Raw genomic sequence first — 22,246 nt, 5'->3', positions numbered from 1 at the left:
TGCAGCAATATCCAATGAAACAGTATAACATTTCCGTTGACGTGCGCTGGATGGCTCCCCTAGGGGCAGCGGCGAATGAGATTTTGTCTCATCCTATTCAGGGGAATTTATGCCGATCCAGTTTTTGCAGTGCGTTGGCGCTGCCTTCACCCGTGCCCGTCGCTTCCGCCAGATCGCGCGCGCGCTGCCGCTGGCGGCTGGCCTCGTCTGGATTCCAGCGCAGGCCCAGACCGGTGATGCGATCCATCATGCCCAGGATGGCGAAGGTGCGATTACCGTGACCGGTGTGCGCCAAGCTTATCGCGGCGATTTTGGGATACGGGAAATCCCGCAGGCGGTCACCGCGATCGACGCCGAAACGCTGCAGCAGAATAATATCCTGCGCCTGACCGATGCGCTGGACATGAATGCCTCGGTCGTTCGCCAGAACACATTGGGGGGCCTGTGGGACAGTTTCGCCATTCGCGGCTTTGCCGGCGATGAAAACCTACCGAGCGGCTATCTGGTCAACGGCTTCAATGCCGGGCGCGGCTTTGGCGGGCAGCGCGACGTAGCCGGGATTGAACGGATCGATGTCCTCAAGGGGCCAGCGGCAGCACTCATCGGTCGGGGCGAGCCAGGGGGCACGATCAATCTTGTCACCAAGCAGGCGGAGATCGGCCGGACCTTCGGCACGGGGTCGCTACAATATGGCAGCTATGATCGCTTTCGGGCGGACGCTGACGCCAATCTGGCGCTGACCGGCGGGATTACGGCGCGGCTGATCGGCTATTATGAGAAGGGCGATACGTTCCGCGACCATGTGGAACAGAAGCGCTGGGGTTTTCTCCCCTCGATCGGGGTAGCGCTGGGCGACAGGACGCGCCTCAGCTATGATTTCGAATGGACGCGAGTGGAGGTGCCGTTCGATCGCGGTATCGTCGTCCTTAACAATGATTTCGATAGGGTGCCGCGGTCGCGTTTCCTGGGTGAGCCGGGGGATGGCGACACCATCGCCCGCGCCACCGGCCATCAGTTGCGGCTGGACCATCAATTCAATGACGATTGGAGCCTGCTGGTCGGTGCCAGCCATCGCGACACGCTTCTGACCGGCTTTTCGTCCGACGCGGAGCAGACCGCATCGCGCCAGAAGCTCTATGTCGATGGTCGCTCCCTGTCGCGCCAGCGCCGGTCGCGCCGCTATGATGCGGAACATAGCGTCGTCCGCGCCGAAATCGCGGGCAATTTCGAGACCGGATCGCTGCGCCATCGCGTTCTGATCGGTGGTGATTTCGACCAGTTCGAATATGATAATTATTTCACCCGTTTCCGTCCCCCGGCTGTCAGCACGAACCCGACCGACCAGGCCGGCTATGTCATCGACATCGACAATCCGGTCTATGGCCAATATCCGCTGCCTGCGACGGCCGTGTTGACGAACCGTCTCGATACCCAGCGCAGCATCGGTTTCTATGTGCAGGACCAGATCGAAATCACCGAGCGGCTCCAGATCCGCATCGGTGGGCGCTACGATCATCTGGTTTTGAAGGTCGACAACCGCGTCCTTCCCGATGCCAACCGCTACAATCAGCGCAAATATGAACGGTTTAGCCCGCAAGCGGGTATCGTCTATCAATTGAGCGATCCACTCACCCTCTATGCCGCTTATGGTCAGGGCTATCGCGCCAATGTCGGGGCCGATTTCCTCAATAATATCTTCGACCCGGAAACGAGCGAGTCGATTGAAGCTGGGGTCAAGCTGACCGCGCTGGGCGGCGCGCTGACCGGCACCCTGTCCGTCTACCAACTGACCAAGGATAACGTCCTTGCCAGCGACAACAACAATCCTGGATTCTCCGTCGCCATCGGCAGCGCGCGAAGCCGCGGGGTGGAGCTTGACGTGAACGGGCATCTGCCCGGCGATATCGATCTGTTACTAAGCTATGCCTATACCGATGCCGAAGCGCGTGCGGCGGTGAACGACCCTAATTTCGCCACGCAGATCCTGCCAGGGGACAGGCTGATCAACATTCCCGATCACAATCTCAATATCCAGCTGGCCAAGCATTTCACCGTTGCGCGACGCCCGGCACAATTGGGCATCGGCATGCAATATGTCGGCGAACGACTGGGTGAGACGGGGACGGATTTCATCCTGCCATCACACACATTATTCCGTCTTTTTGGCAGCGTGGATGTCGCCGAAGGCGTCGAATTGTTCGGCACTGTCAGCAACCTGTTCGACGAAAAATGGTTCGCCAGCAGCTACAGCGCCGTCTGGGTGCAGCCTGGCACGCCGCGCACCGCGTCTGTCGGCCTGCGCGCGCGCTTCTGAACCGGTGGATAGAGCCATGCGCAAGATGATATCGCCCCTTTTGAGTATCGCCGCCCTCAGCATCGCAGCCACCGCGGTCGCACAACAGCCGACGAAGGCGCCGCTGCCCGGGCTTCCTGCCTCGGTGCTGCCGCCGGTCCAGCCCTGGTCGGGCGCCAGTGAGGCATTGGTCGCTCGCAAGGATGACCCGTGGATCACGCCCGCCGAACAAACGGGGTTCGCCACCACGCCGCGCTACGCGCAGGTCGAGGACTGGCTAAGGCGATTGGACGCAGCATCGCCGTTGATCAGTCTGGAGAGCTTTGGCCGCACCGGCGAGGGGCGTGACATGCTGCTGGTACGGGCCAGCAAGGGCAAGGATGGATCGGGCGCCGCCAAGCCGGTCGTGCTGGTGCAGGCCGGCATTCATGCGGGCGAGATCGATGGCAAGGATGCCGGGCTGATGCTGCTGCGCGACATTGCGCTGCGTGGCAAGGACGGGTTGCTCGACACGGTCGACCTGATTTTCGTGCCCGTCTATAATATCGACGGGCATGAAAGGATGAGCCGCTGGAACTTCCCGGCGCTGCGCGGCCCGGCGGAAAAGGGCTATGTAGGCAACAGCCGCAATATCAACCTGAACCGCGATTATGCCAAGGCGGATGCGCCTGAAAGCCGGGCGATGATCGGCCTGCTGCGGCGACTGGACCCGATCCTTTATATCGACTGTCACGTCAGCGACGGTTTCGACATGCAATATGACATCACCTTCACCTATGCCGGGTGGGGCCGCTATGCCTACCATCGTGCGACCGCCGACTGGCTGCAGCGGCGCTTCGGGCCAAGCGTGACGGCGGCGCTGGAAAAGGCCGGGCATATTCCCACCCTTTATCCCAACCCCATCGATACGCGCGCGCCGCTCAAGGGCATTCGACAAGCACCCGAAGGACCGCGCTATTCGACCGGCTATGGCGACTTCATCGGCGTGCCGACCGTGCTCGTCGAAAACCACATGATGAAGCCCTATCGCCAGCGGGTGTTGGGCACCTATGTGCTGCTCGAGGCGGCGCTGAAACTGGCCGGGCAGGATGCGCGCGCGATCGCGCAAGCCAAGGCCAGCGACCGGGTATCGCGGCCCGCAGAGATGTTGACCCGGTGGAAACCTGCCGCGCGACCGATCGGCTGGGTAGAAGCGTTCAAGGGTATTGCCTTCGACACCTATGTCTCACCGGCCAGCGGGCGCAAGGAACAGAAATGGCTGGGCCGACCGGTCGATTGGCGGATGCCGATCATCGGCCAGGAGCCGTTCGAACAGGTGCGCCTGCCAAAGGCGTGGTGGGTGCCCGCAGGCCAGGCCGAAGTGATCGACCGGTTGACGCTGCACGGCATTCGTCATGAGGTGCTGGCCGCGCAGCGCACCTTGACGCTCGATCGCGTGCGACTGATCGATCCCAGATCGACGCCGCCACGCGACGCGCGCATCCCGCTGGAAACGAAACTGGTGCATGAGGATGTAACCGAAACGCTGCCCATCGGCACGGTCCGCGTGCCCGCCGACCAGCCGCTCGGCCTGCTGGCAGCGGCGTTGCTGGAACCGGAAAGCCAGGACGGTTTCCTCGCCTGGGGCTTCTTCCCGGAAATCCTGGCCGCGCCGTCGGGCGTGGAGGATTTCGTGCAGGCGCCGATCGCCGAGGCGCTGTTGGCTGCCGATCCGCACCTGCGTGCCGCGTTCGAGGCCAAGCTGGCCAACGATGCCACATTCGCGGCGGATGGCGATGCGCGGCTCGATTGGCTGTCGGCGCGCCTGCCCGAACCCAGTCCCTATCATCATGTCTATCCTATTAGGCGCGAGAGCCAGTAAGCGTCCGAAGATGAGCATTCTGAATGCGGAACGAACGCTCCAAGAGGCTCAGACCTGCATTTTCGACGTTGCGACGGCGTCGATATCTACTCGTTGCGGCGCTAGCCCTAACCATGCCCGCAGCTGGGACATAAGATATGCGTTCTGTATCATCGCTGGTCCAGCGGCACTGATACAGAGCGAGTGCAATTGATGCGGTGCTGTGACGGCGAGACGGCGGCCCTTATGACAAGCGCTTCATTGCGGTTGGCTACAAGGCAACATTCTGGATATTTTGTGCCGCTTCAAATTCAGCAATCAATGTACTGAGCGGATAATGGGCGTCATAGATGGTCAAGCCATCGCAGACTGCGCACATTGAGGACAACTGCCAACGATTTCGAGGGCGATGCGGTCAATCGCGAAACGATGTGCTTGCGCGAGGCCAGCGATCTGGCGCTTGAGTACAGGCTCCGTCAAAGGCCGCAGGGTGCCGCAGCAATTACATACAAGAACCACGTCGAAATCGCCATCTATGGCGACATAAGCAGATAATGTTTCGATTCTTCGGACTTTACGCTGGCTGATTAGCCGGCCCAACGTGCGATAGGCCTGAGTAGCCGTCAATCTGTTGCCGGATGCACAGAGACGGTCAACAATCTGATAGGCGCTGAGAGCGATGGCGGATTCCCGAAGGCCTGCAAGGACAAGCGCGTCGATGTCGTCAGGGTTGCGCTTGGCTCGTGGACGGGCAGTTAAGTGCATATTAAACCTGCGCGAGAGTTTTGCCATGAGCGTCGAGAAGACTGTCAACATATTGACGCCGAGGCCGGTCCACGCAGAAAGATTCGCCATTGGCGCGCGTTAAGACAGGCACCTTTTCAAAGGCGAACAGGTCCGCAGCCAATATGTGCGTCGCAGCGGCGAGTGTCTTCTCCAACACATTGGGCAGAGCCTGGCTCAACGCCGACGCCCCGTCACCAAGCCCGGATCAAGCAGAAACGCCGAAGCGAAGATAGTATCGACCGTCATCGAAGAAAGCCCTTATACACAAAGTGACGTTGTATCATTACGCAGGCATGTCGGGTCCGAGCAAGAATGAATTTCTCACTTTGGCCGGTTTCTTGCCTCCTGCGCAGCGGGAAGATTGGCTGGAACGGATTGCCAATGGCGCTTCGCAGCTATGCCTTGCACATTGTACGGCATTGCCGTTCATCCTTGCAGTTCTTCGGGTCCTCGCAATGGTGCTGGCGGTTCCTCCTCGCTTTCATCTGATCATGCTGATGATCGCCATTCCCTTCAGCGGGCTAGCGCAGTTCATGAGGCGGGAGGACTATGATCTAGGCTGGCCTGCCCTCTTTGGCATGCCTGAACTCACGTTTCTAGCGATTGCCCTACTCATCTAGGAGAGAATGGCATAGGAAACCCCGCCGGAGGTGCCCCCGTGCCGATCCTGCGGTTTGGTGACATCTATCCACTACGCATAGCGAAAGCTGGCCAGTCCATGCGTCGACTGGCCAGCCATTGGGGTAAAGGCGAATCTCGTGACTTACTTTTGGGCGACCTGAGGCGGGCTGTGTTCTATTTTAAACCGGGATGCGAAGCTTGCGCGCGCGCGCTCCAGTTCAGCTGCCTTTTCTCGTTCATATTGTGCCAACGCCTCTTCCTGCGCGGCGAGCTGATCTTTGTACGTCATGCCGGTAAAGTCGATTGCTGCGAGAATATCGGCTTCGCCAAAGCCATAGCCATGCATGTCGCACGCCGAGACCGGCGTCGCTGACACAATGCCGATCAACGACACAGTCCCCACAAGAGCAGAACCCAAGGCACCCATGACCCAGTCCTTTCTATACCGATCTAAAGTTCACGACTGTCGAGCATCGTGTAGAATATGCCGCTCTCATCTTGTCCTCCAAGGACAAGCTGCCCCTCAAAGGACTGGACACCCGATCGCACGCTGATGGGAGAAGCGGTCTTGATCTCGATGAATTGATTTGGGGCAGGATTGAGGTGGAACGGGCAGTCGGGGGGATAGGCGAGTAGAACGAAATGCGTTTGTTTCGCAGTGTTCTGCAACGGCATGACATAGCCGCTGACCTTGATCCGCTTGCCTTTAAGCGCCTCGATTCTTGTCGAAAAGTCGGGCTTGGAATAGATGGTGCCGGACTGCCGTCGCTGGACTTCCTTCGTGGATTCCAGCGTTGTCCAGGAAATGCCGCCTGGCGGCGCGGCGGCAGGCTTCCAGATCGATTCCGATGGCTTGAGATTATCCGGTCGCTGCGCCAGAGCCGCCGGAACACCCGCCAATGGCCCGGCGAGAAGGGCGATACTGAAAATTCGACCTAAAACCCGCAAGACAAACCTCCGGTAGGTTATGTGATAACGTGATATTTAGGCATAACGAAGTCAAACCTAAGGTCCACTATCGGATATGATTCAGGATTTTGCGATCGCCTTGGCATAGCGCTCTGATACCTGCTGCCAGTTCACCACTTTCCACCAGTCATCGAGATAGTCGGCCCGGCGGTTCTGATGCTTGAGATAATACGCATGTTCCCACAGGTCATTGCCCAGAATCGGCATACCCTTCCTATGCGCAACGTCCATCAGCGGATTGTCCTGATTGGGCGTCGAGGTAATAGTGAGCTTGCCATCCGTTCCGACAATCAGCCAGACCCAGCCCGATCCGAAACGGCTCGTTCCTGCCGACTTGAACGCCTGCTTCATGTCGTTCATCGACCCGAATTGGGCGTCTATGGCGGCGGCGAGGTCCCGTGAGGGTGCGCTAGCCTGTTGTGGTGGCGCCATCGTCGCCCAGAAGAAGCTGTGATTCCAGTGACCGCCGGCATTGTTGCGCGCCGCTGCGGACAAAGTGCCCGCGCGGGCAAGAAGAGCCTCCAGCGAAAGACCGGCGAATGCCGGGTCGGCTGCGACGGCCTTGTTCAGCGCATCGACATAAGCCTGATGATGCTTGTCATGATGCAGCGCCATGGTCTGTGCGTCTATGACGGGTTCCAATGCATTGGCAGCAAAGGGGAGCGGCGCGAGCGTAAAAGCACCCTTCTGCGTGGCGGCTGTCTGCGGTTCGGCCGCAGGGGCTCGAACCGCTGATATGGCGAGGAGGGCGGCGGCGAAGGCGATTTTCATGGCGGGGTTTCCTTGTGGGATGTCAGGCCGGACGTGCGTTGATGAGGCGATAGAAGATACCGCTTTCATCATAGCCGGTCAGTTGCAGCGTCCCGCTCACGATATGCACCTTGCTCTCATTGGTCGGAAATGGGACGGCCGCCTTGATCTCGATGAACTGGTTGGGCAGCGCGTGCATGTGGAACGGGCAACCGGGCGGATAGCCAAGCAAGACCCAATGCTTCTGCTGAACGCCGTTATCGAGCGGCATCATCCAACCTGCAACCTTGATCTGCTTGCCGTTAAGGGCCTTCACCGCGGCCGGAAAGCTCGGCTTGGTGAAGATCGTCATTGTCGCTTCGTCCTTGCGGTCGTTCAGCTTCGTCTGTTGCAGGAGTGACCAGGCTGTGCCGCCCGCTGGCGTCTTTGCCGGTTGCCAGACATCCTTGGTGGGAGCAGGCTTGCCGAGTTGCATGGCGGCAGCGGCCGGAAGGGCTGTTGCCGCAAGCAGACCAAGCGTGATGAACATGCGCATAATAAGCTCCTAGCTGGATCGGGCAAGGCTTTCGGCCAGATTGACGCAGAAGACCCGCAGGGCGGGGATAAGGGTGGCCAGAAGGCCAATGCCAAGGACTGCGAGCAGGATCCCGCCTTCGCCGGGCAGCATCACGAAGGGATCGAAGCCGAAATCCCTGAGTTGTTCGAAATTTGCGTGGGCGAGCGCGAGCGCGCCATGACCCAGCAACAGCCCGGCAATTGCGCCAATGGCGGAAATGAGAAGTCCTTCGGCGATGATTGTGCCGAACACCTGTGCGCGACTGGCACCCATGACGCGAAGCAGTGCCAGGTCGGCTTCCCGCGCGGATGCAGCCGCCAGCAAAGCGACGAAGATGGACAGGCCGCCCGTCGCTGCAAGCAGCCAGGCGAAGGATCGCGCACCATCGATGCCGACACCCAGCAACGACAACAGCCGCGCGGTTTCCACGGCGGGCACGGCAGCCTGCATGTTCGTCTGCCGGTTGATCATCGAGGGTATGCGCACGGCACCGAAAGCGGATTTGTAAGACACCAGGAGTGCCGTGATTTCCGGCTTCATTTGCTCGCGCTCCGTCAGGCTGACGGAGGCATCATCCTTGTCATGATGGTCGACCGTTTCGGAATGATCTGTATCTTCCTGTCCATGCTCATGCTCGCCCTTGTGCAGCACCTCGTCCTCAAGATTGTCATGGTCGATGCCATGGATATCCCAGGCGCTCTCCACGTTCGATATAATCAGGCGATCCATCACCGACCCGGTCGGCGCAAGGATTCCGACAGTGGTGAAAGGGCTTTGCTCGTGATGGCCGGCATTCTCGTCGTCGGTGAGGCCATGCGATCCGACAAAGCGTTGGCCAAGAGTCATGCCGAGTTCGTCAGCAACCCGTGTGCCGATGACGACTTCCTGTGCCTTGGCGAACATCCGCCCTTGTGCCAGCTTCGCATTCTGCAGCCCCAGATAGGCCGGTTCGGTTCCCACGATCCGGAAGCCCCGGAAATTGTCGCCCATGGTGAGCGGGATCACCTGCCGCACGGACGGATCCTGGCGTAGCAATGCTATGCTTTCCAACGGAATATTTCCTGTGGGTATGTCCATCTGGTAGATGCTGGAAAGGATCAACTGAAGTGGCGATCCCTTGGCACCAACCACCAGATCAATGCCCCGCGCGTCGCGCTCGAAGCGATTGCCTATCTGGGTGGAGACCGACAACAGCATCACTAGCGTAGCGACCGCCAGCGCCAGCAGTAGGATATTGAGCGCGCTCATGAGTGGACGATCGCGCAGATAGGCAAGTGCGAGGCGGATCATGGAACTGCGATGCTTTGGGAAAGGAGGGTGACGGTGCGCGGGATCAGTTTTTTCAGGCGCTGGTCATGGGTCGCGACCAGGAGCGTCGATCCATTGCGGTCTGCCGTCTCGATCAGCAGCGAAGCCACTCGGTCGGCATTTTCATCGTCCAGCGCAGATGTGGGCTCGTCGGCAATAAGCAGGCGAGGCTTGCCTATCAGCGCTCGCGAAATCGCCGCGCGCTGCGCTTCGCCTTGGCTCAGGTGACGGGGCTTGGCAGAGCAGCGATGACCAAGGCCGACCTGCGCAAGCAGCGCGTCGATCGCAGCGTCGGTCGTGGGATGTCCGCTCAGGCGGCCCGCCAGATGCAAATTCTCTCGCACGGTGAGCGCCGAGACTAGGCGTAACGACTGGAAGATCAGGCCGATCTTACTCCGCCGAAGCGCATCGCGGGCTGCCGGACTGCGGCCTGTCATAGCCTCGCCATCGATGACGACGCTCCCATCATCGGGTTCGAGGAGCCCGGAAATGGCATGGATCAATGTCGTCTTGCCCGATCCCGATGGTCCCAGAAGTAAATGATGCGCGCCCTCATTCAGTTCGATTTCCACGCCAGTCAGGATTGGTTTGTGGCCATATCCATGTTTCAATCCGGTGATAGCGAGCACTGGTGTTGCGCGGGATATCATGCTGTCTCCCTGGGGCTAAAGCAGCACCGGCGGTGCGTTGTGTGACGATGTATCATAACTCTTGCAAGCAGCCAACGGCTTCTGGGCTGCGACAATTTATGTCCAGCGCTATTGGGTGATTATCTGCAAATCTGCTGATCTCGCGATCACTTTTCCCCAAATTTTGGGGGTTGCTGTATGATATGGTATTACGTAACAGGCTCGCTATCAGAACATCATAAGGGGACATTCTGTGAGAAATCGCCGTCATTATCTATGCGCCGTGTCAATCGTCGCGATCACGCCTGGCATGGCATTTGCTCAGGCAGGTGGCCATGGACTGGGAGATATCGTCGTTACCGCCGCCCCCTTCGGTCAGACAGTCGACGAAACCGCCACGCCAGTCGTGACCCTTACCGGCGAAGAGCTGATCCATCGGCGCGCCGCAACGCTTGGTGAGACTCTGGCCGGCCAGCCAGGCATCAATTTCGAAAACTTCGGTGGCGGTGCCAGCCGTCCGGTTATTCGCGGCCAATCCTCGCCGCGCGTGCAGGTGCTGAGCGACAGCGCTAATGTGCAGGACGCTTCGGCGATATCGCCCGATCATAATGTCACCGGCGAGCCGCTCCTGCTGCGCGGGATTGAAGTGCTGCGCGGTCCGGCGACCCTGCTCTACGGCAGCGGCGCGATCGGTGGCGCGGTCAACCTGCTAGACGAGAAGGTGCCGACGTTCGTTCCCGAAGGTGGCATCTCCGGTGTGGCAGAAGGACGGCTGGGCACGGGCGATGATGAACGCAGCTTCGTAGGCGGCGCAACGGTCGGCTTCGGACCGCTGGCGCTGCGCGTGGAGGGCGCACACCGCCGGTCTGACGACTATCGCGTCCCCAGCTCCTTTGGCGAGGACCGTGTCCATGGTTCTTATAATGATACGTCCACCTTCAGCGTCGGTGGGAGCTGGATCGGTCCGGATGGATATCTGGGTGTCGCCTACACACGCCAGCGTAACGAATATGGCGTTCCGGGTCACAATCATGATTATGAAAGCTGTCACCCCCACGGCATCGGGCTGCACTGCGGCAGTCATGCTGAGGAAGGAGGCGAGCACGACCATGATCATGAGCACGGTCACGAGGACGAAGTGCCGTTCGTGAAGCTGCGGAGCAATCGCTTCGATATTCGCAGTGACTATAATAATCCGGTGCCCGCGCTGGAGAAGGTGCGCTTCCGCCTGTCCTTCACCGACTATGTGCATGACGAAATCGAAGAGGGCGAAGCGGAAAACACCTTTCTCAACAAGGCTCACGACCTGCGCCTGGAACTGACCCATGTGCCAATTGGGGGATTGCGTGGGACTTTCGGTATCCAGCAGAGCGGTAGCCGGTTCCAGGCGATCAGCGGCGGCGACACGCATACGCTGAATACAGACACGAGCAATACGGCGATATTCCTTATGGAAACATTCTCGCTCGGCAATGTCCGGCTGGAAGCCGCCGCGCGGCAGGAATGGCAGACGGTAAAGTCGCTCATCACCCGCTATCCATCGATCAAGCACAAGCCTTTCTCGGCGTCCGCCGCTGCGATCTGGAGCTTTGGCGGAGACTATTCGCTAGCTCTGTCGCTCGCCCGTACCGAGCGCGCGCCCTCGGTGCAGGAGCTATATGCCTATGGCCTCCACCTGGCGACCAACACCTATGAGATCGGAATCGTCAGCGGCAACAGCCGCTTAGCCAATCAGGTATCTGAAGGTGTGGAAAGGTCGAATTCGGTCAATCTGACGCTGCGCAAGACGGAGGGTCCGACAACCTTTACGATCGGTGCCTATCATCAGGACTTCGACAATTATATCTACGCCCAGACGCTCGATCAGTTCGAAGATTTCCGTCTGATCCGCTACGCTGGAGCCGAGGCGACCTTCACCGGCGTCGATGGTGAAGTGCGCCACGCCTTTAACGATCAGTTCGCTCTGTCGGTGTTCGGAGACTATGTGCGCGCCAAGTTGAAAAATAGCGGTGGCGACCTGCCGCGCATTCCTGCCGGTCGCCTGGGTGCACGCGGCGACGCGCATGTCGGGCCTTTCACGGCGGACGCGGAATATTATCATGTGTTCGAACAGGATCGTTTCGCTGCCTATGAAACGCGCACGCCTGGCTATGATATGATCAATGCCACGCTTGCCTATCGCCTCGAACTTGGCAGCAAGCACAGCGCCGAACTGTTCGTGCGCGGCACCAACCTGACCAATGAGCTAGCGTATAACCATACCTCGTTCATCAAGAGCTTCTCTCCGCTGCGCGGCCGCAACTTCGTGTTTGGGCTGAGGGGGGCATTCTGAGAAAAAAAGAAAGAACAGCGCGGCAACCGTCCGCGTTGTTCCGCCATATCGAGGCACTTCAGGGCGACAGGCCCTGGGGCGCTTTCCTCGATGCTGGGACGGGCACGAATTCGATCGGCTGGGTGTCGGGCCTTGCGACCGATCGCTGGGTGGCCGTCACCGGCGCGACCGGCCATGCTATCCAGGTCCGTGACGCATCCGATTCCGTGCGTCGGCCGCAGGACCGGATCATCGTCGGCAACTGGGCCGATCCCGCGCTGCTGGCCGGAGATCGCTTCGATACCATTCTCGCCGACTATCTGGTTGGCGCGGTCGAAGGTTTCGCGCCCTATTTCCAGGAACGGATGTTCGCTCGTCTGCGTGCCTTGGCTTGCGGACTGCTGTATCTGGTCGGTCTTGAACCCTATGTCACCGACAGGCCCGGAACGCCTGATGGCCAGATATTGTGGGACATTGGCCGATGGCGGGACGCTGTCCTGCTGCACGCGGGCGAGCGGCCCTATCGGGAGTTTCCGATGGAGTGGGTGCTGGAACGATTGGCAGCGTCGGGCTTTCGCGTCACCTGCACGCATAGATTTCCGATCCTTTACCGGCACCAATTCGTGAACAGCCAGATCGACATGTGTGCATCGCGGTTGGCAAAGCTCGACGACCGGGCGCTGGCGGCGGCGCTCCACGCGCACGGCGAAGCCTTGCGAGAGGAGGCGTTGACCTTTATCGCGCGCGAAGGGGGCTTGCGGCATGGTTTCGATTATGTGATCGCGGCCGAGATATGATAAAGGCGCGATTATAAGCTGTCGCTGATTAGGTCAGTTCAGGTTTTGGACCGCTGAGAAAACGCCCTCATGCCGGTGCGTGGTCATTGAGCATATCCTCGACAAAGCCTGCAAGGTCATAGCGTGTAATGCCGCTGGTCAACAGGGATAGCGTAGCGCGTAGTTCTTCGGCGCTGATGTCGCGGGTTATGATGACCAACCGCGTGCGTCGGTCCTCTGATGGCCAGCTCTCGAGCAGCACTGGGGGATGGAAGATATGCTGAACGCCGTGGATGACCACAGGCTTCGCTTCGCCCACCAGATTGACGATGCCCTTCACACGCAAGATGTCGGGGCCTTTAAACAAGGTAAGTATGTCGAGCCAACGCTCGAACCCCTCGGCGTCAAGCGGATCATCGAAGGTGAGGCAGGTCGCGTGAATATGGTCATCATGCCTGTTCACATCGTGATGATGGTGATGTCCATGAACATGGCCGCGGTGCTCGGTCTCATAGGCTTCGGTCTTCAGCCAGCGTTGAACGTCATGGCTTCTGATCGCCGGATCATAGAGACCTGCGTCGAATATTGCAGCTGGTTCGATCTGCCCGTTCGTCACCGGGATGATGGGTGCTGCGGGGTTGATCAGGTGCAATCTGGATTCAAGAGTCGTCTGCTCCCTCGCGGACACAATATCCGTCTTGGTCAGCAGGATCCGGTCGGCCATGGCGGCCTGCTTGATCGCCTCTTCCTGCGCGTCTAGCGTCGTCATGCCTGTCGATGCGTCTACCGTCGCGATGACCCCGTCCAGCCGATAGAGGGTGGTCAGATGGTCGTCGGTCATCAGCGTATGCAGGATAGGCGCAGGATCGGCCAGGCCGGTCGTTTCAATCACCACCCTGTCAAACCAGCAACTGCCCTCGCGCGCGAACCGCCAGGGAGCCTCGCGCAGCGTACGAAGCAAGTCGCCACGAATTGTGCAGCACAAGCATCCGCCCATCATCTCCACGACGAGATCGTCAGTTGATCGCGCGATCAAGTCATGGTCGAGGCTAATCGCGCCAAACTCGTTGATGATGACGAGCGCTCGACGCATTTCGCGCGCCTGTACAAGCTGGTTGAGCAGCGTGGTCTTTCCGCTGCCCAGAAAGCCGGTGACGACCGATACGGGTATCAGTGATTGAGGACCAGTGAGGATGGGGCTCATGACAGTTTTCCAGTCGGCAATTGCTCGCGCGCCTTACGAAACCAGCTTCGCACGCGGTCGAGATGCGCCTCCCCCCAAGTCTGGACGAAGCGCTGCGTCATATGATCGCCAGGGTCGTCGAGTGCTGTGATCCGCGTCTCGACATAGGCGGGCGTCAGGGAAATGCGGCATAGCACCGTGATACAATGCTCCCATTCTTCATAGCTGGTGGGGATAAGCGGGGGCTTCATGCGACTGCCTTACGCTTCTGGGTTCCATGGCGCAGCATATGCCAGTTCAATCCATGACCGACGGCGAGTAGAAGCGCGCCAGGGACGGTGAGCGCCGTTTCCATCCATTCCGAGGATGGTATCAGCGCACCGAGCGTCAGCAGCACAAGGCCTGGAAGGACGATGAACGCAGGTCTGGCGCCGCTATGGCGTCTGTAGCCTGCAGAGAGTGCGAGCAGGCTGATCGGCACCGAGACGCCAAGCGCCCAGACGTGGAAGGGTTCCGGCACGGTCAGAAATGCAGCCAGAGTGGGCAGCAGCACAATCAGCAAGGGCAGCGCCAGGCAATGGATAAGGCAGATGAAGGAGGCGGTGATCGCCAAGCCGTCATAGAGATGTTGCCTGCAGGATAAGACTTTCATGACAATCTCCGGCCGACGCTGGACAGGCGTCGTCTAATTCATTATCATGCAATGATATACCGTAACATTACAGTCAAGGGTAGAATATGGCTTTCGATGACAAACGGCTTCCAGTCACTGTGTTGTCCGGCTTTTTAGGTGCCGGCAAGACGACCACGCTCAATCACATCCTCGCCAATCGTGAAGGACGACGAGTCGCTGTGATCGTCAACGACATGTCGGAGGTTAATATCGACGCCGATCTGGTGCGCGGCGGCGACGCTGCTCTGGCGCGTAGCGAAGAGAGCCTGGTTGAGATGACCAATGGCTGCATCTGTTGCACACTGCGTGATGATCTTCTCAAGGAAGTGCGCGCGCTGGCGGAGGCAGGCCGGTTCGATAGTCTGGTGATCGAAAGCACGGGCATTTCGGAGCCTTTGCCGGTCGCGACGACCTTCTCTTTCCGGGACGAGGAAGGCCAGTGTTTGGGCGATGTCGCGCGACTCGACACGATGGTGACCGTGGTCGATGCGCTTAACCTGCTTGCCGATTATTCCAGCCAGGACTTTCTGGCTGATCGCGGCGAAAGCCTGGGTGATGATGATAGCCGCAGCCTGGTCGGCTTGCTGGTCGAACAGATCGAGTTTGCCGACGTCGTCGTCATCAACAAGGCGAGTGCCGTATCGCCCGAGCAACTGACGATCGTCAAGAAACTGGTCGCCTCGCTCAATGCTGATGCGCGCATCATCACCTGTGACCAGGGCCAAGTGCCGCTCGACGCGATGCTCGACACCGGCTTGTTCGACGAGGAGAAGGCGGCGCAGCATCCCCTGTGGGCCAAGGAGCTTTATGGCTATGCAAGCCATCAGCCAGAGACCGAGGAATATGGCATCGAGAGCTTCGTCTACCGCGCGCGCCAGCCGTTTGATCCAGCGAAATTCCATGCCTTCCTGACCGATGGCGGGCTGGACGGCGTTGTCCGCGCCAAGGGGCACTTCTGGTTGGCGACGCGGCCCGACTGGGTGGGCGAATTGTCGGTCGCCGGCGCGCAGACCATGACAGCGCGCATGGGGCGCTGGTGGGCATCGATCCCGAAAAACCACTGGCCCGATGATAATCGGTTCCAGGATTTCGTCGCTGCCCACTGGGACGAAAGATGGGGCGACCGGCGGCAGGAACTTGTGTTCATCGGGATCGGCATGGATGAGATGCGCATCCATGAGCGGCTGGACGCTTGCCTGCTGCCTGTCAGAACATTTGTGCCGGAGACGTGGACATGCCTGCGTGACCCTTTTCCAAGCTGGCAGGCGGAGATGGAGGCGGCTGCGTGAACGCTCTGGTCGCGTGCGACGATGCTGTTTTGACCGACTGCGATCCCAATATCCTGGCGAGGATATGGGAACCGGATGTGCATCTGGCCATATGGCGAAGATCGCTTACGGCAGAGCTTCAACTGTCCGTGTTGGATTGGGAAGAGATCGATGACATCGACGAGTCGGTGTCGCGCGAGACTTTGAGTGCCGAAATTCCGGCCCTTCTCGAAGCGGCGGGCTATGACGGCATGGCAGCCGCACTAGCGCGCGATATCGTTCCGCTGTGCGAACGCTTTTCTGGCATCATGGATTGCGCGCATATGCAGGTCCGGCTTGAAGTGATCGAGACGGACGCATGCCGGAAATTCCATGCCGACAATGTCGCCGTGCGTTTGCTGATGCCGCTGGTTGGTCCCGGCACGCAATGGATTCATGCGAACGGTGACGGGTTGATCCATGACCTGCGGCCGGGTGAAGTCGGATTATTCAAAGGCTGGCAATGGACCGACAATCCACGCATTCTCCATCGATCGCCACCCATTGTTGCCACCGGCGAAACCCGCCTTCTATTCGCCCTTACGCCAATGAGCAGACCAACGTCACCTTACAGCTAGTCTTTTCTCGATCTTGGCCCATCGGGTAAGACTCATCACATCAACAGCATTCCGCCCGGAGACAGGTCCATGAAGGTCCTTCAAACCCTATCGCTTTACTCCGCCATCCTATCGCTCGCAATGCTTTCAGTCAGACCGGCCGCCGCGGACGAAGGGATGTGGACCTTCGACACATTCCCTGCAAAGATAATGTACGATCACTATGGCTGGGCACCCGACCAGTCTTGGCTCGACCATGTGCGTAAATCAGCGGTTCGCCTGACCGGCGGTTGCTCGGCAAGTTTCGTATCGAGCGCGGGGCTGATCTTCACCAATCATCATTGCGTCGCCAGTTGCCTGTTCGACAACAGCAGCGCGCAGGCTGACCTGTTGGACAATGGCTTCACCGCTGGCCGGCGCGAGGACGAAAAATCATGTCCTGGCCAGCAGGCGGAGGTCGTCACCGCCATCGCCGATGTCACCGGAACCGTGCAGGGTGCCTATAGAGGCATGGCGGGCGAGACGCTGACGCGCGCGCGCGACGCCGCCATCGCGAAGATCGAGGCCGATGGCTGCCCGGATCGCAAGACGACGCGCTGCCAGGTCGTCACCCTGTTTGGCGGAGGCCAGTATAAACTCTACACCTACCGCATATATTCCGACGTACGGCTGGTGTGGGCACCGGAAGACCGAGCCGCGACCTTCGGCGGCGATCCAGACAATTTCAACTTTCCGCGCTATTCGCTCGATGCCAGTTTCCTGCGCGCCTATGAGGATGGAAAGCCGATCAGGCCGTCCGACCACCTCACATGGACGGCGCGTGCGCCCAAGCAGGACGAACTGACCTTCGTCGTCGGTAATCCCGGGGCGACCGCCCGCCTATGGACGCAGAGCCAGTTCGCCTTTGAGCGTGAGATGCGTCTGCCGATCACCGTGGCGATTCTGTCCGAACTGCGTGGGCGGCTAATCGCAGCGATGGAGACCAGCCCGGAAAAACAGCGCGAAGGGCGGGATACGCTGAACGGCATCGAAAACTCGCTCAAAGTCTATATCGGCCGGACCAAGGCCCTGAACGACCCTGCTTTCGCTGAGCGCTTGGCGAAGGGTGAAGCAGATCTGCGGCAGCGGAGCGCGGACAATGTCGCCATCGGCGACCCGTGGGCGAATGTGACCGGGGCCGTGCAGGCTTATCGCACGGTCTACCTGCCCTACCGCTTCATCACGCCATCAAGCGACCTCTACGGCTATGCCAGGGCTTTGGTCATGGCGGGCAAGGAAAAGGCCAAGCCCAATGGCGAGCGCCTGCCCGGCTATACCGACAGCGCGCTGCCGCTGCTGGAAAAACAGATATTGGACAAGCGGCCGCTCTATCCATGGCTCGAAAAGCTACAACTGTCCTGGAGCCTGTCGAAGGCACGCGAATATCTGGGCGTTGACGATGCGGACACGCAGTTGCTCCTTGGCAAGGAGAGTCCTGAACAACTCGCCGAGCGACTGGTATCGCAGACGCGCCTGTCTGATCCCGCCTATCGTCGTCAGCTATGGGAAGGCGGGTTGCAGGTTATCGAGGCATCCAGCGACCCGCTCGTCCAATATGCCTTGAGGCTCGAACCGCGTCAACGCGCGCTCACCCGCCAAGTGGACGAAGCCTATCAGGGCCCACTAACCGTAGCCGGCGGCAAGCTCGCGCAGGCACGCTTCGCAGCCTATAGCGACGCGCTATATCCCGACGCCACCTTCACCCTACGCATCAGCTATGGTCAGGTGAAGGGCTGGACCGAACGGGGCAAGTCCGTGCCCTATGCCACGGTCATGGGAGGCACGTTCGACCGCGCGACGGGCAGCGCTCCGTTCGACCTGCCTGCCGCCTTTGCCGCACATCGCAACGCTATCGATCTGGCTGCAACCTATGATTTTGTGACCACCAACGACATTATTGGCGGCAATTCGGGTAGTCCGGTGGTCGATCGCAGCGGTGCTGTGATCGGCGCGGCCTTCGACGGCAATATCCATTCGCTGGGCGGCAATTATGGTTATGACCCACTACTGAACCGCACTGTGGTCGTGTCGACCGACGCGGTGCAGGAGGCACTGGAAAAGCTCTACCCCGCCCCCGCACTGGTGGCCGAACTCAAGGCGCGCTGACGTGGCACAGCCAATATGGAACGGCCGATGCCCGCATTATCGGCGACATCATTTCGTGAGGAAAGAAAGAGATGATTGAGAACATAAAGCGTGGCATTTCCTTACGCCACCGGATCGCCAGCGCTGCTTTCCTGCCACTTTGCGGGTGGGCGCTAATGACCGGCGTTGCTGCCGCGCAGCGGGCACCGCTCACCGACACGATGATGAATGAGCAGGTCAAGGCGTATGACTGGGTCCGCCCGCAGGCCGATTATGTGCGCAAGGTAGCGATGATCCCGATGCGCGACGGGAAGAAGCTCTATACCGTGATCGTTTATCGCAAAGGTGTGACAGACGCTCCGATCCTGCTGAGCCGCACACCCTATAATGCCGACAAGGCAACCAGTCGCAACCGGAGCCAGAAGATCGAGGAGATCCTGCCCGTCATGGACGCCGTGTTCGTCAATGACGGCTATATCCGCGTCTATCAGGACGTGCGCGGCCTTGATGGGTCGGAGGGCGACTATGTCATGAACCGCCCGCTGCGCGGCCCGCTCAACCCTACCAATGTCGATCACGCCACGGACGCCTATGACACGATCGACTGGCTGGTGAAGAATATGAAGGAGAGCAACGGGAAGGTCGGCATAACGGGCTCCTCCTATCTTGGCTTCACCTCGCTGATGGCCTTGATCGACCCGCATCCCGCGCTCAAGGCGGCGGTGCCGCAAAGCCCGATGGTTGATGGGTGGATGGGCGACGACTGGTTCCACAATGGCGCGTTCCGCACCTTCGGCTTCGACTATGACCTTGGCCAGACGGCGAAGAAAGGGGGCGGTCCGGTGCCCAAGGGCACGGGCGACGAATATACAGCCTATCTGGAGGCGGGCTCGGCGGCCGACTATGCGCGCGCTTACGGTCTGCTTGACCTTCCTGTCGTGCGAAAGGTGCTGGAACATCCCAGCTACGACGCATGGTGGCAGGGGCAGGCCGTCGACAAGCTGCTGGGTGAGCGCAAGCTGACCGTTCCCACCATGCTTGTCGTGGGCCAATGGGACCAGGAGGACAGCTATGGGGCGCCCGCAGTCTATCAGGCGCTTGAGAAGCAGGACACAGCCAATGACTTGGTCAGCCTTGTGATCGGGCCGTGGCGCCATTCCCAGGTGAATTACGAGGCGCGCGCGCTCGGGCCACTGCAGTGGGAAGGCGACACCGGGCTTCAATTCCGTACGCGATACATGAAGCCATTTCTGGACTGCCATCTCAAGACCGATCCGCCCCCATGCGCCACGCCGCCCGTGCTGACCTATGCGACTGGCGCCAACCGCTGGGAAGTCTCACAGCAATGGCCGGCAGGCACCTCCACCCCACTTTACCTTGGTGCCGATTTCGGCTTGTCGTGGACCAGGCCGCAGACGGGCAGCGACAGCTATGTCTCCGATCCCGCAAAGCCCGTGCCGATGCTGCCGCGCCCCGTGCACATGCAGGGCGAGGACTGGAGAACATGGCTGGTACACGACCAGCGCTTCGTCGATGGACGCCCCGATGTGCTGAGCTACACGACTGGGGTGCTCGACAAGCCGGTGCATATAAAAGGTGCACCCAAGGTAGATTTGCGTGCGGCAACCTCAGGTCGCGACAGCGACTTCGTTGTCAAGCTGATAGACGTTTATCCGCAGGAGAATGCCGCCAGTCCCACCATGGCGGGCTACCAGCTCGGCATCGGAATCGAGATATTCCGAGGCCGCTACATCCACGGCCTCGCTACCCCCGCGCCGCTGGAGCCGGGCAAGACCTACGCCTTTCAATGGTCTCTGCCCAATGTCGACCATGTGTTCCTGCCCGGTCATAAGATCATGGTGCAGGTCCAGTCGAGTCTGTTCCCGCTCTACGATCGCAATCCGCAAAGCTGGGTGCCATCGATCATGAACGCCAAGCCTGCCGATTATGTGAAGGCGACTGAGACGATCCACTGGGGCGGCGAGGCGGCCAGCGCCGTTTGGCTACCCATTGTTCAGGAATGAGTGGCCGACTGATGGCGGAGCGCGGTCGGTCTCTCTTTGCGACCGCGGCTATTTCCGTCGCGCTGAGGATGGTCTTGGCATGGCGGTGCTTAAAGGCTGAACCCATCGTAGCAAAGGCGGGCAGCGAAACTTATTGAACGACGTTCTGCCAAGGCCCGGTTATCGCCAACGTCTTGGCGGGACTGTAAGCGTTGACATAGAGAGTTCGGCCATCGGGAGAGAAGCAAGCGCCCGCTAGTTCGGTTTGCGTGTTAAGCGCGCCGAGGACGTAGGTGGCCCCTGCTGGCGTCACGCCAATCAGACGATTGGCGACGACCTTGGTATATTGATCCTCGCAAACGACCAGATGGCCCGTCGGCGCTACCGTCAGATTGTCCCCAAAGTCGAGCATCGCCTTGGCGCGCGATTCGACAAATAGCTGGAGGCGGTCTGAAAAGCGTCCGGCCTGCGGCGGGCCGGGTCGCAGACGCATGATCTGGCCGAGCTTGGCTGCTCCGCCAGAAGTGCAGCAGAAGAACAGTTCGCCGTCGCCCCAATGGATGCCTTCGCCGCGCGCGAAGCGCAACGCCCCCGCCTGATTTCCGCGGAAACGCAGGTCGTCGTCAGGTGCGTCCGTACCATGGAGGTCGATCCAGCGAACAGGCAGCCACTCGCCTTGGGGCATGTCTTCCCGTATCCAATTGCGGCTATCGGTGCGGGCGGGATCAAGCAACGCCAACGCCTGAAGTCGGCCGCCTTTGACCATCTGCCCGCGTTCTTCGGGGAGGAACCGATAGAGCAGGCTGTCGTCGCGATCTTCGGTAAGATAGACGATTCCGGTGCGTGGATCGACGGCTGCTGCTTCGTGGTTGAAGCGGCCCATGGCGCGGATCGGTTGCGGGGCCGCCAATCCAGGCGCGGCGGCAGGCACCTCAAATACCCAGCCATGATCCTGCCGGACGCCGTTGCCCGCGCGCGTCACATCCTCCTCGCAGGTCAGCCAGCTGCCCCATGGCGTCGCGCCGCCTGCGCAATTGCGGATCGTTCCTGCCAGGCTCAGATGCTGGGAAAGCATTTGACCGCTGGCGTTATCCAAGATGATGGTCGTTGTGCCGCCGGGCAGCGCACGGCCGTCAGGCAGTCTGTCAAAGGCGGGCAATTCGACATTGCCACCGCGCAGCGCCCCGTCGTCGATCCTGTTGATCGCCAACTCGTGATTGCGCACAAGCGCGTGTCGGCCGCCAGGCAGCGCGAAACATCCCATGCCGTCGGCCCGGTCAGGCACGACAAGGCCATCGCTCATCCTGTCACCGAATTGCGATATGACACGATAGGAAAAGCCCGCCGGCAGATCGATCAGTCCCGCCGGGTCGGCGACGGTCGGCCCATAGCCTGAAGCGGTGATGCCGGCGCTTTCCAGCACAGCAAACCGCTGCGCGCAACCCGCCACTGCCAGCCCACCGAGCGCCGCCGCCATATTGACGGTGAAACGGCGGCGATCCATCAACTCTCTACGCACTTCAATCCTCGATTTCGTAGCATTATGTCAGCGGTCGGCAC

The 22,246-nt window shown here is 60.1% G+C and carries 20 protein-coding genes; 9 read left to right on the top strand and 11 right to left on the bottom strand.

Translation table 11 applies throughout. The features are described 5' to 3' along the window. The first annotated feature begins 109 nt into the window (after positions 1-109). Positions 110-2,314, top strand: a complete 2,205-nt coding sequence (locus J2W40_RS08120; RefSeq protein WP_310223428.1) for a TonB-dependent siderophore receptor — start codon at positions 110-112, stop codon at positions 2,312-2,314. A gap of 16 nt (positions 2,315-2,330) precedes the next feature. Further along, positions 2,331-4,154 (top strand): M14 family metallopeptidase, encoded by a 1,824-nt coding sequence (locus J2W40_RS08115; protein ID WP_310223426.1) that lies wholly within the window; start codon positions 2,331-2,333, stop codon positions 4,152-4,154. A gap of 333 nt (positions 4,155-4,487) precedes the next feature. On the opposite strand, the gene J2W40_RS08110 is transcribed toward J2W40_RS08115, so the two are convergent. Continuing rightward, the gene (locus J2W40_RS08110; RefSeq protein WP_310223424.1) at positions 4,488-4,988 is read right to left on the bottom strand and encodes a Fur family transcriptional regulator; all 501 of its coding nucleotides are present in this window, start codon (positions 4,986-4,988) and stop codon (positions 4,488-4,490) included. Between the two features lie 224 nt (positions 4,989-5,212). Here J2W40_RS08110 and J2W40_RS08105 point away from each other — a divergent pair, with 224 nt between their 5' ends. Continuing rightward, positions 5,213-5,539 (top strand): MerC domain-containing protein, encoded by a 327-nt coding sequence (locus J2W40_RS08105; protein ID WP_310223422.1) that lies wholly within the window; start codon positions 5,213-5,215, stop codon positions 5,537-5,539. A gap of 143 nt (positions 5,540-5,682) precedes the next feature. On the opposite strand, the gene J2W40_RS08100 is transcribed toward J2W40_RS08105, so the two are convergent. The 6 genes from J2W40_RS08100 to J2W40_RS08075 all read right to left on the bottom strand — a co-directional run bounded on the left by J2W40_RS08100 (position 5,683) and on the right by J2W40_RS08075 (position 9,773). Continuing rightward, positions 5,683-5,967, bottom strand: a complete 285-nt coding sequence (locus tag J2W40_RS08100; RefSeq protein WP_310223420.1) for a hypothetical protein — start codon at positions 5,965-5,967, stop codon at positions 5,683-5,685. Positions 5,968-5,990: 23 nt separating this feature from the next. After that, positions 5,991-6,488, bottom strand: coding sequence for a DUF3299 domain-containing protein (locus J2W40_RS08095; protein WP_310223418.1), 498 nt, complete (start codon positions 6,486-6,488; stop codon positions 5,991-5,993). An 81-nt stretch (positions 6,489-6,569) separates the two neighbouring features. Then, positions 6,570-7,280: a superoxide dismutase gene (locus J2W40_RS08090; protein WP_409050355.1), complete on the bottom strand. Its 711-nt coding sequence runs from the start codon at positions 7,278-7,280 to the stop codon at positions 6,570-6,572. A gap of 22 nt (positions 7,281-7,302) precedes the next feature. Further along, a complete protein-coding gene (locus J2W40_RS08085) occupies positions 7,303-7,794 on the bottom strand; it encodes a DUF3299 domain-containing protein (protein WP_310223416.1) in 492 nt (163 codons plus the stop codon). Positions 7,795-7,803: 9 nt separating this feature from the next. Beyond that, the gene (locus J2W40_RS08080) at positions 7,804-9,105 is read right to left on the bottom strand and encodes an ABC transporter permease (protein ID WP_310223414.1); all 1,302 of its coding nucleotides are present in this window, start codon (positions 9,103-9,105) and stop codon (positions 7,804-7,806) included. Beyond that, a complete protein-coding gene (locus tag J2W40_RS08075; protein ID WP_310223412.1) occupies positions 9,102-9,773 on the bottom strand; it encodes an ABC transporter ATP-binding protein in 672 nt (223 codons plus the stop codon). Before J2W40_RS08075 ends, J2W40_RS08080 begins: the two co-directional genes overlap by 4 nt. A gap of 289 nt (positions 9,774-10,062) precedes the next feature. On the opposite strand from J2W40_RS08075, the gene J2W40_RS08070 reads away from it, so the two are divergent. Then, complete coding sequence (locus tag J2W40_RS08070) at positions 10,063-12,084, top strand: TonB-dependent receptor domain-containing protein (RefSeq protein ID WP_310223410.1); 2,022 nt, start codon at positions 10,063-10,065, stop codon at positions 12,082-12,084. 35 nt (positions 12,085-12,119) lie between these two features. Continuing rightward, positions 12,120-12,860 carry a hypothetical protein gene (locus J2W40_RS08065; RefSeq protein ID WP_310223408.1) on the top strand — a complete coding sequence of 247 codons (741 nt, stop codon included), beginning with the start codon at positions 12,120-12,122 and terminating at the stop codon, positions 12,858-12,860. Positions 12,861-12,927: 67 nt separating this feature from the next. Here J2W40_RS08065 and J2W40_RS08060 read toward each other — a convergent pair whose 3' ends face one another. Genes J2W40_RS08060 through J2W40_RS08050 form a run of 3 tightly spaced genes read right to left on the bottom strand, consistent with a single transcriptional unit; the run spans position 12,928 to position 14,674 of the window. Beyond that, positions 12,928-14,043 carry a CobW family GTP-binding protein gene (locus J2W40_RS08060; RefSeq protein ID WP_310223406.1) on the bottom strand — a complete coding sequence of 372 codons (1,116 nt, stop codon included), beginning with the start codon at positions 14,041-14,043 and terminating at the stop codon, positions 12,928-12,930. Beyond that, positions 14,040-14,273, bottom strand: a complete 234-nt coding sequence (locus J2W40_RS08055) for a hypothetical protein (protein ID WP_310223404.1) — start codon at positions 14,271-14,273, stop codon at positions 14,040-14,042. The genes J2W40_RS08060 and J2W40_RS08055 overlap by 4 nt, the downstream gene beginning before the upstream one ends. Continuing rightward, on the bottom strand, positions 14,270-14,674 hold the full coding sequence (locus tag J2W40_RS08050) for a MerC domain-containing protein (protein WP_310223401.1): 405 nt from the start codon (positions 14,672-14,674) through the stop codon (positions 14,270-14,272). The genes J2W40_RS08055 and J2W40_RS08050 overlap by 4 nt, the downstream gene beginning before the upstream one ends. Positions 14,675-14,760: 86 nt before the next feature. On the opposite strand from J2W40_RS08050, the gene J2W40_RS08045 reads away from it, so the two are divergent. From J2W40_RS08045 to J2W40_RS08030, 4 genes are all read left to right on the top strand, one after another. Continuing rightward, positions 14,761-15,984, top strand: coding sequence for a GTP-binding protein (locus tag J2W40_RS08045; protein WP_310223399.1), 1,224 nt, complete (start codon positions 14,761-14,763; stop codon positions 15,982-15,984). Next, positions 15,981-16,580 (top strand): DUF1826 domain-containing protein, encoded by a 600-nt coding sequence (locus J2W40_RS08040; RefSeq protein ID WP_310223397.1) that lies wholly within the window; start codon positions 15,981-15,983, stop codon positions 16,578-16,580. Before J2W40_RS08045 ends, J2W40_RS08040 begins: the two co-directional genes overlap by 4 nt. 69 nt (positions 16,581-16,649) lie before the next feature. Beyond that, on the top strand, positions 16,650-18,704 hold the full coding sequence (locus tag J2W40_RS08035) for a S46 family peptidase (protein ID WP_310223395.1): 2,055 nt from the start codon (positions 16,650-16,652) through the stop codon (positions 18,702-18,704). A gap of 155 nt (positions 18,705-18,859) precedes the next feature. Beyond that, positions 18,860-20,707 (top strand): CocE/NonD family hydrolase, encoded by a 1,848-nt coding sequence (locus J2W40_RS08030; protein ID WP_310223544.1) that lies wholly within the window; start codon positions 18,860-18,862, stop codon positions 20,705-20,707. 130 nt (positions 20,708-20,837) lie between these two features. Here the strand turns inward: J2W40_RS08030 and J2W40_RS08025 are convergent, their stop codons facing one another. Then, entirely contained in the window at positions 20,838-22,190 is a 1,353-nt protein-coding gene (locus tag J2W40_RS08025; RefSeq protein ID WP_310223393.1) for an alkaline phosphatase PhoX, read from the bottom strand. Between the last annotated feature and the right edge of the window lie 56 nt (positions 22,191-22,246).

It is taken from the genome of Sphingobium xenophagum (genome assembly GCF_031457465.1).
Classification (GTDB): Bacteria; Pseudomonadota; Alphaproteobacteria; order Sphingomonadales; family Sphingomonadaceae; genus Sphingobium; species Sphingobium xenophagum_A.
This window is presented reverse-complemented; position numbering and strand designations above follow the sequence as displayed.

Coding starts and splice junctions, on each gene's coding strand:
- J2W40_RS08075 (WP_310223412.1), bottom strand. CDS start 9,773: ATGATATCCCGCGCAACACCAGTGCTCGCTATCACCGGATTGAAACAT.
- J2W40_RS08110 (WP_310223424.1), bottom strand. CDS start 4,988: ATGGCGAATCTTTCTGCGTGGACCGGCCTCGGCGTCAATATGTTGACA.
- J2W40_RS08100 (WP_310223420.1), bottom strand. CDS start 5,967: ATGGGTGCCTTGGGTTCTGCTCTTGTGGGGACTGTGTCGTTGATCGGC.
- J2W40_RS08060 (WP_310223406.1), bottom strand. CDS start 14,043: ATGAGCCCCATCCTCACTGGTCCTCAATCACTGATACCCGTATCGGTC.
- J2W40_RS08085 (WP_310223416.1), bottom strand. CDS start 7,794: ATGCGCATGTTCATCACGCTTGGTCTGCTTGCGGCAACAGCCCTTCCG.
- J2W40_RS08105 (WP_310223422.1), top strand. CDS start 5,213: ATGTCGGGTCCGAGCAAGAATGAATTTCTCACTTTGGCCGGTTTCTTG.
- J2W40_RS08055 (WP_310223404.1), bottom strand. CDS start 14,273: ATGAAGCCCCCGCTTATCCCCACCAGCTATGAAGAATGGGAGCATTGT.
- J2W40_RS08035 (WP_310223395.1), top strand. CDS start 16,650: ATGAAGGTCCTTCAAACCCTATCGCTTTACTCCGCCATCCTATCGCTC.
- J2W40_RS08070 (WP_310223410.1), top strand. CDS start 10,063: ATGGCATTTGCTCAGGCAGGTGGCCATGGACTGGGAGATATCGTCGTT.
- J2W40_RS08025 (WP_310223393.1), bottom strand. CDS start 22,190: ATGGATCGCCGCCGTTTCACCGTCAATATGGCGGCGGCGCTCGGTGGG.
- J2W40_RS08045 (WP_310223399.1), top strand. CDS start 14,761: ATGGCTTTCGATGACAAACGGCTTCCAGTCACTGTGTTGTCCGGCTTT.
- J2W40_RS08090 (WP_409050355.1), bottom strand. CDS start 7,280: ATGAAAATCGCCTTCGCCGCCGCCCTCCTCGCCATATCAGCGGTTCGA.
- J2W40_RS08115 (WP_310223426.1), top strand. CDS start 2,331: ATGCGCAAGATGATATCGCCCCTTTTGAGTATCGCCGCCCTCAGCATC.
- J2W40_RS08030 (WP_310223544.1), top strand. CDS start 18,860: ATGACCGGCGTTGCTGCCGCGCAGCGGGCACCGCTCACCGACACGATG.
- J2W40_RS08080 (WP_310223414.1), bottom strand. CDS start 9,105: ATGATCCGCCTCGCACTTGCCTATCTGCGCGATCGTCCACTCATGAGC.
- J2W40_RS08120 (WP_310223428.1), top strand. CDS start 110: ATGCCGATCCAGTTTTTGCAGTGCGTTGGCGCTGCCTTCACCCGTGCC.
- J2W40_RS08050 (WP_310223401.1), bottom strand. CDS start 14,674: ATGAAAGTCTTATCCTGCAGGCAACATCTCTATGACGGCTTGGCGATC.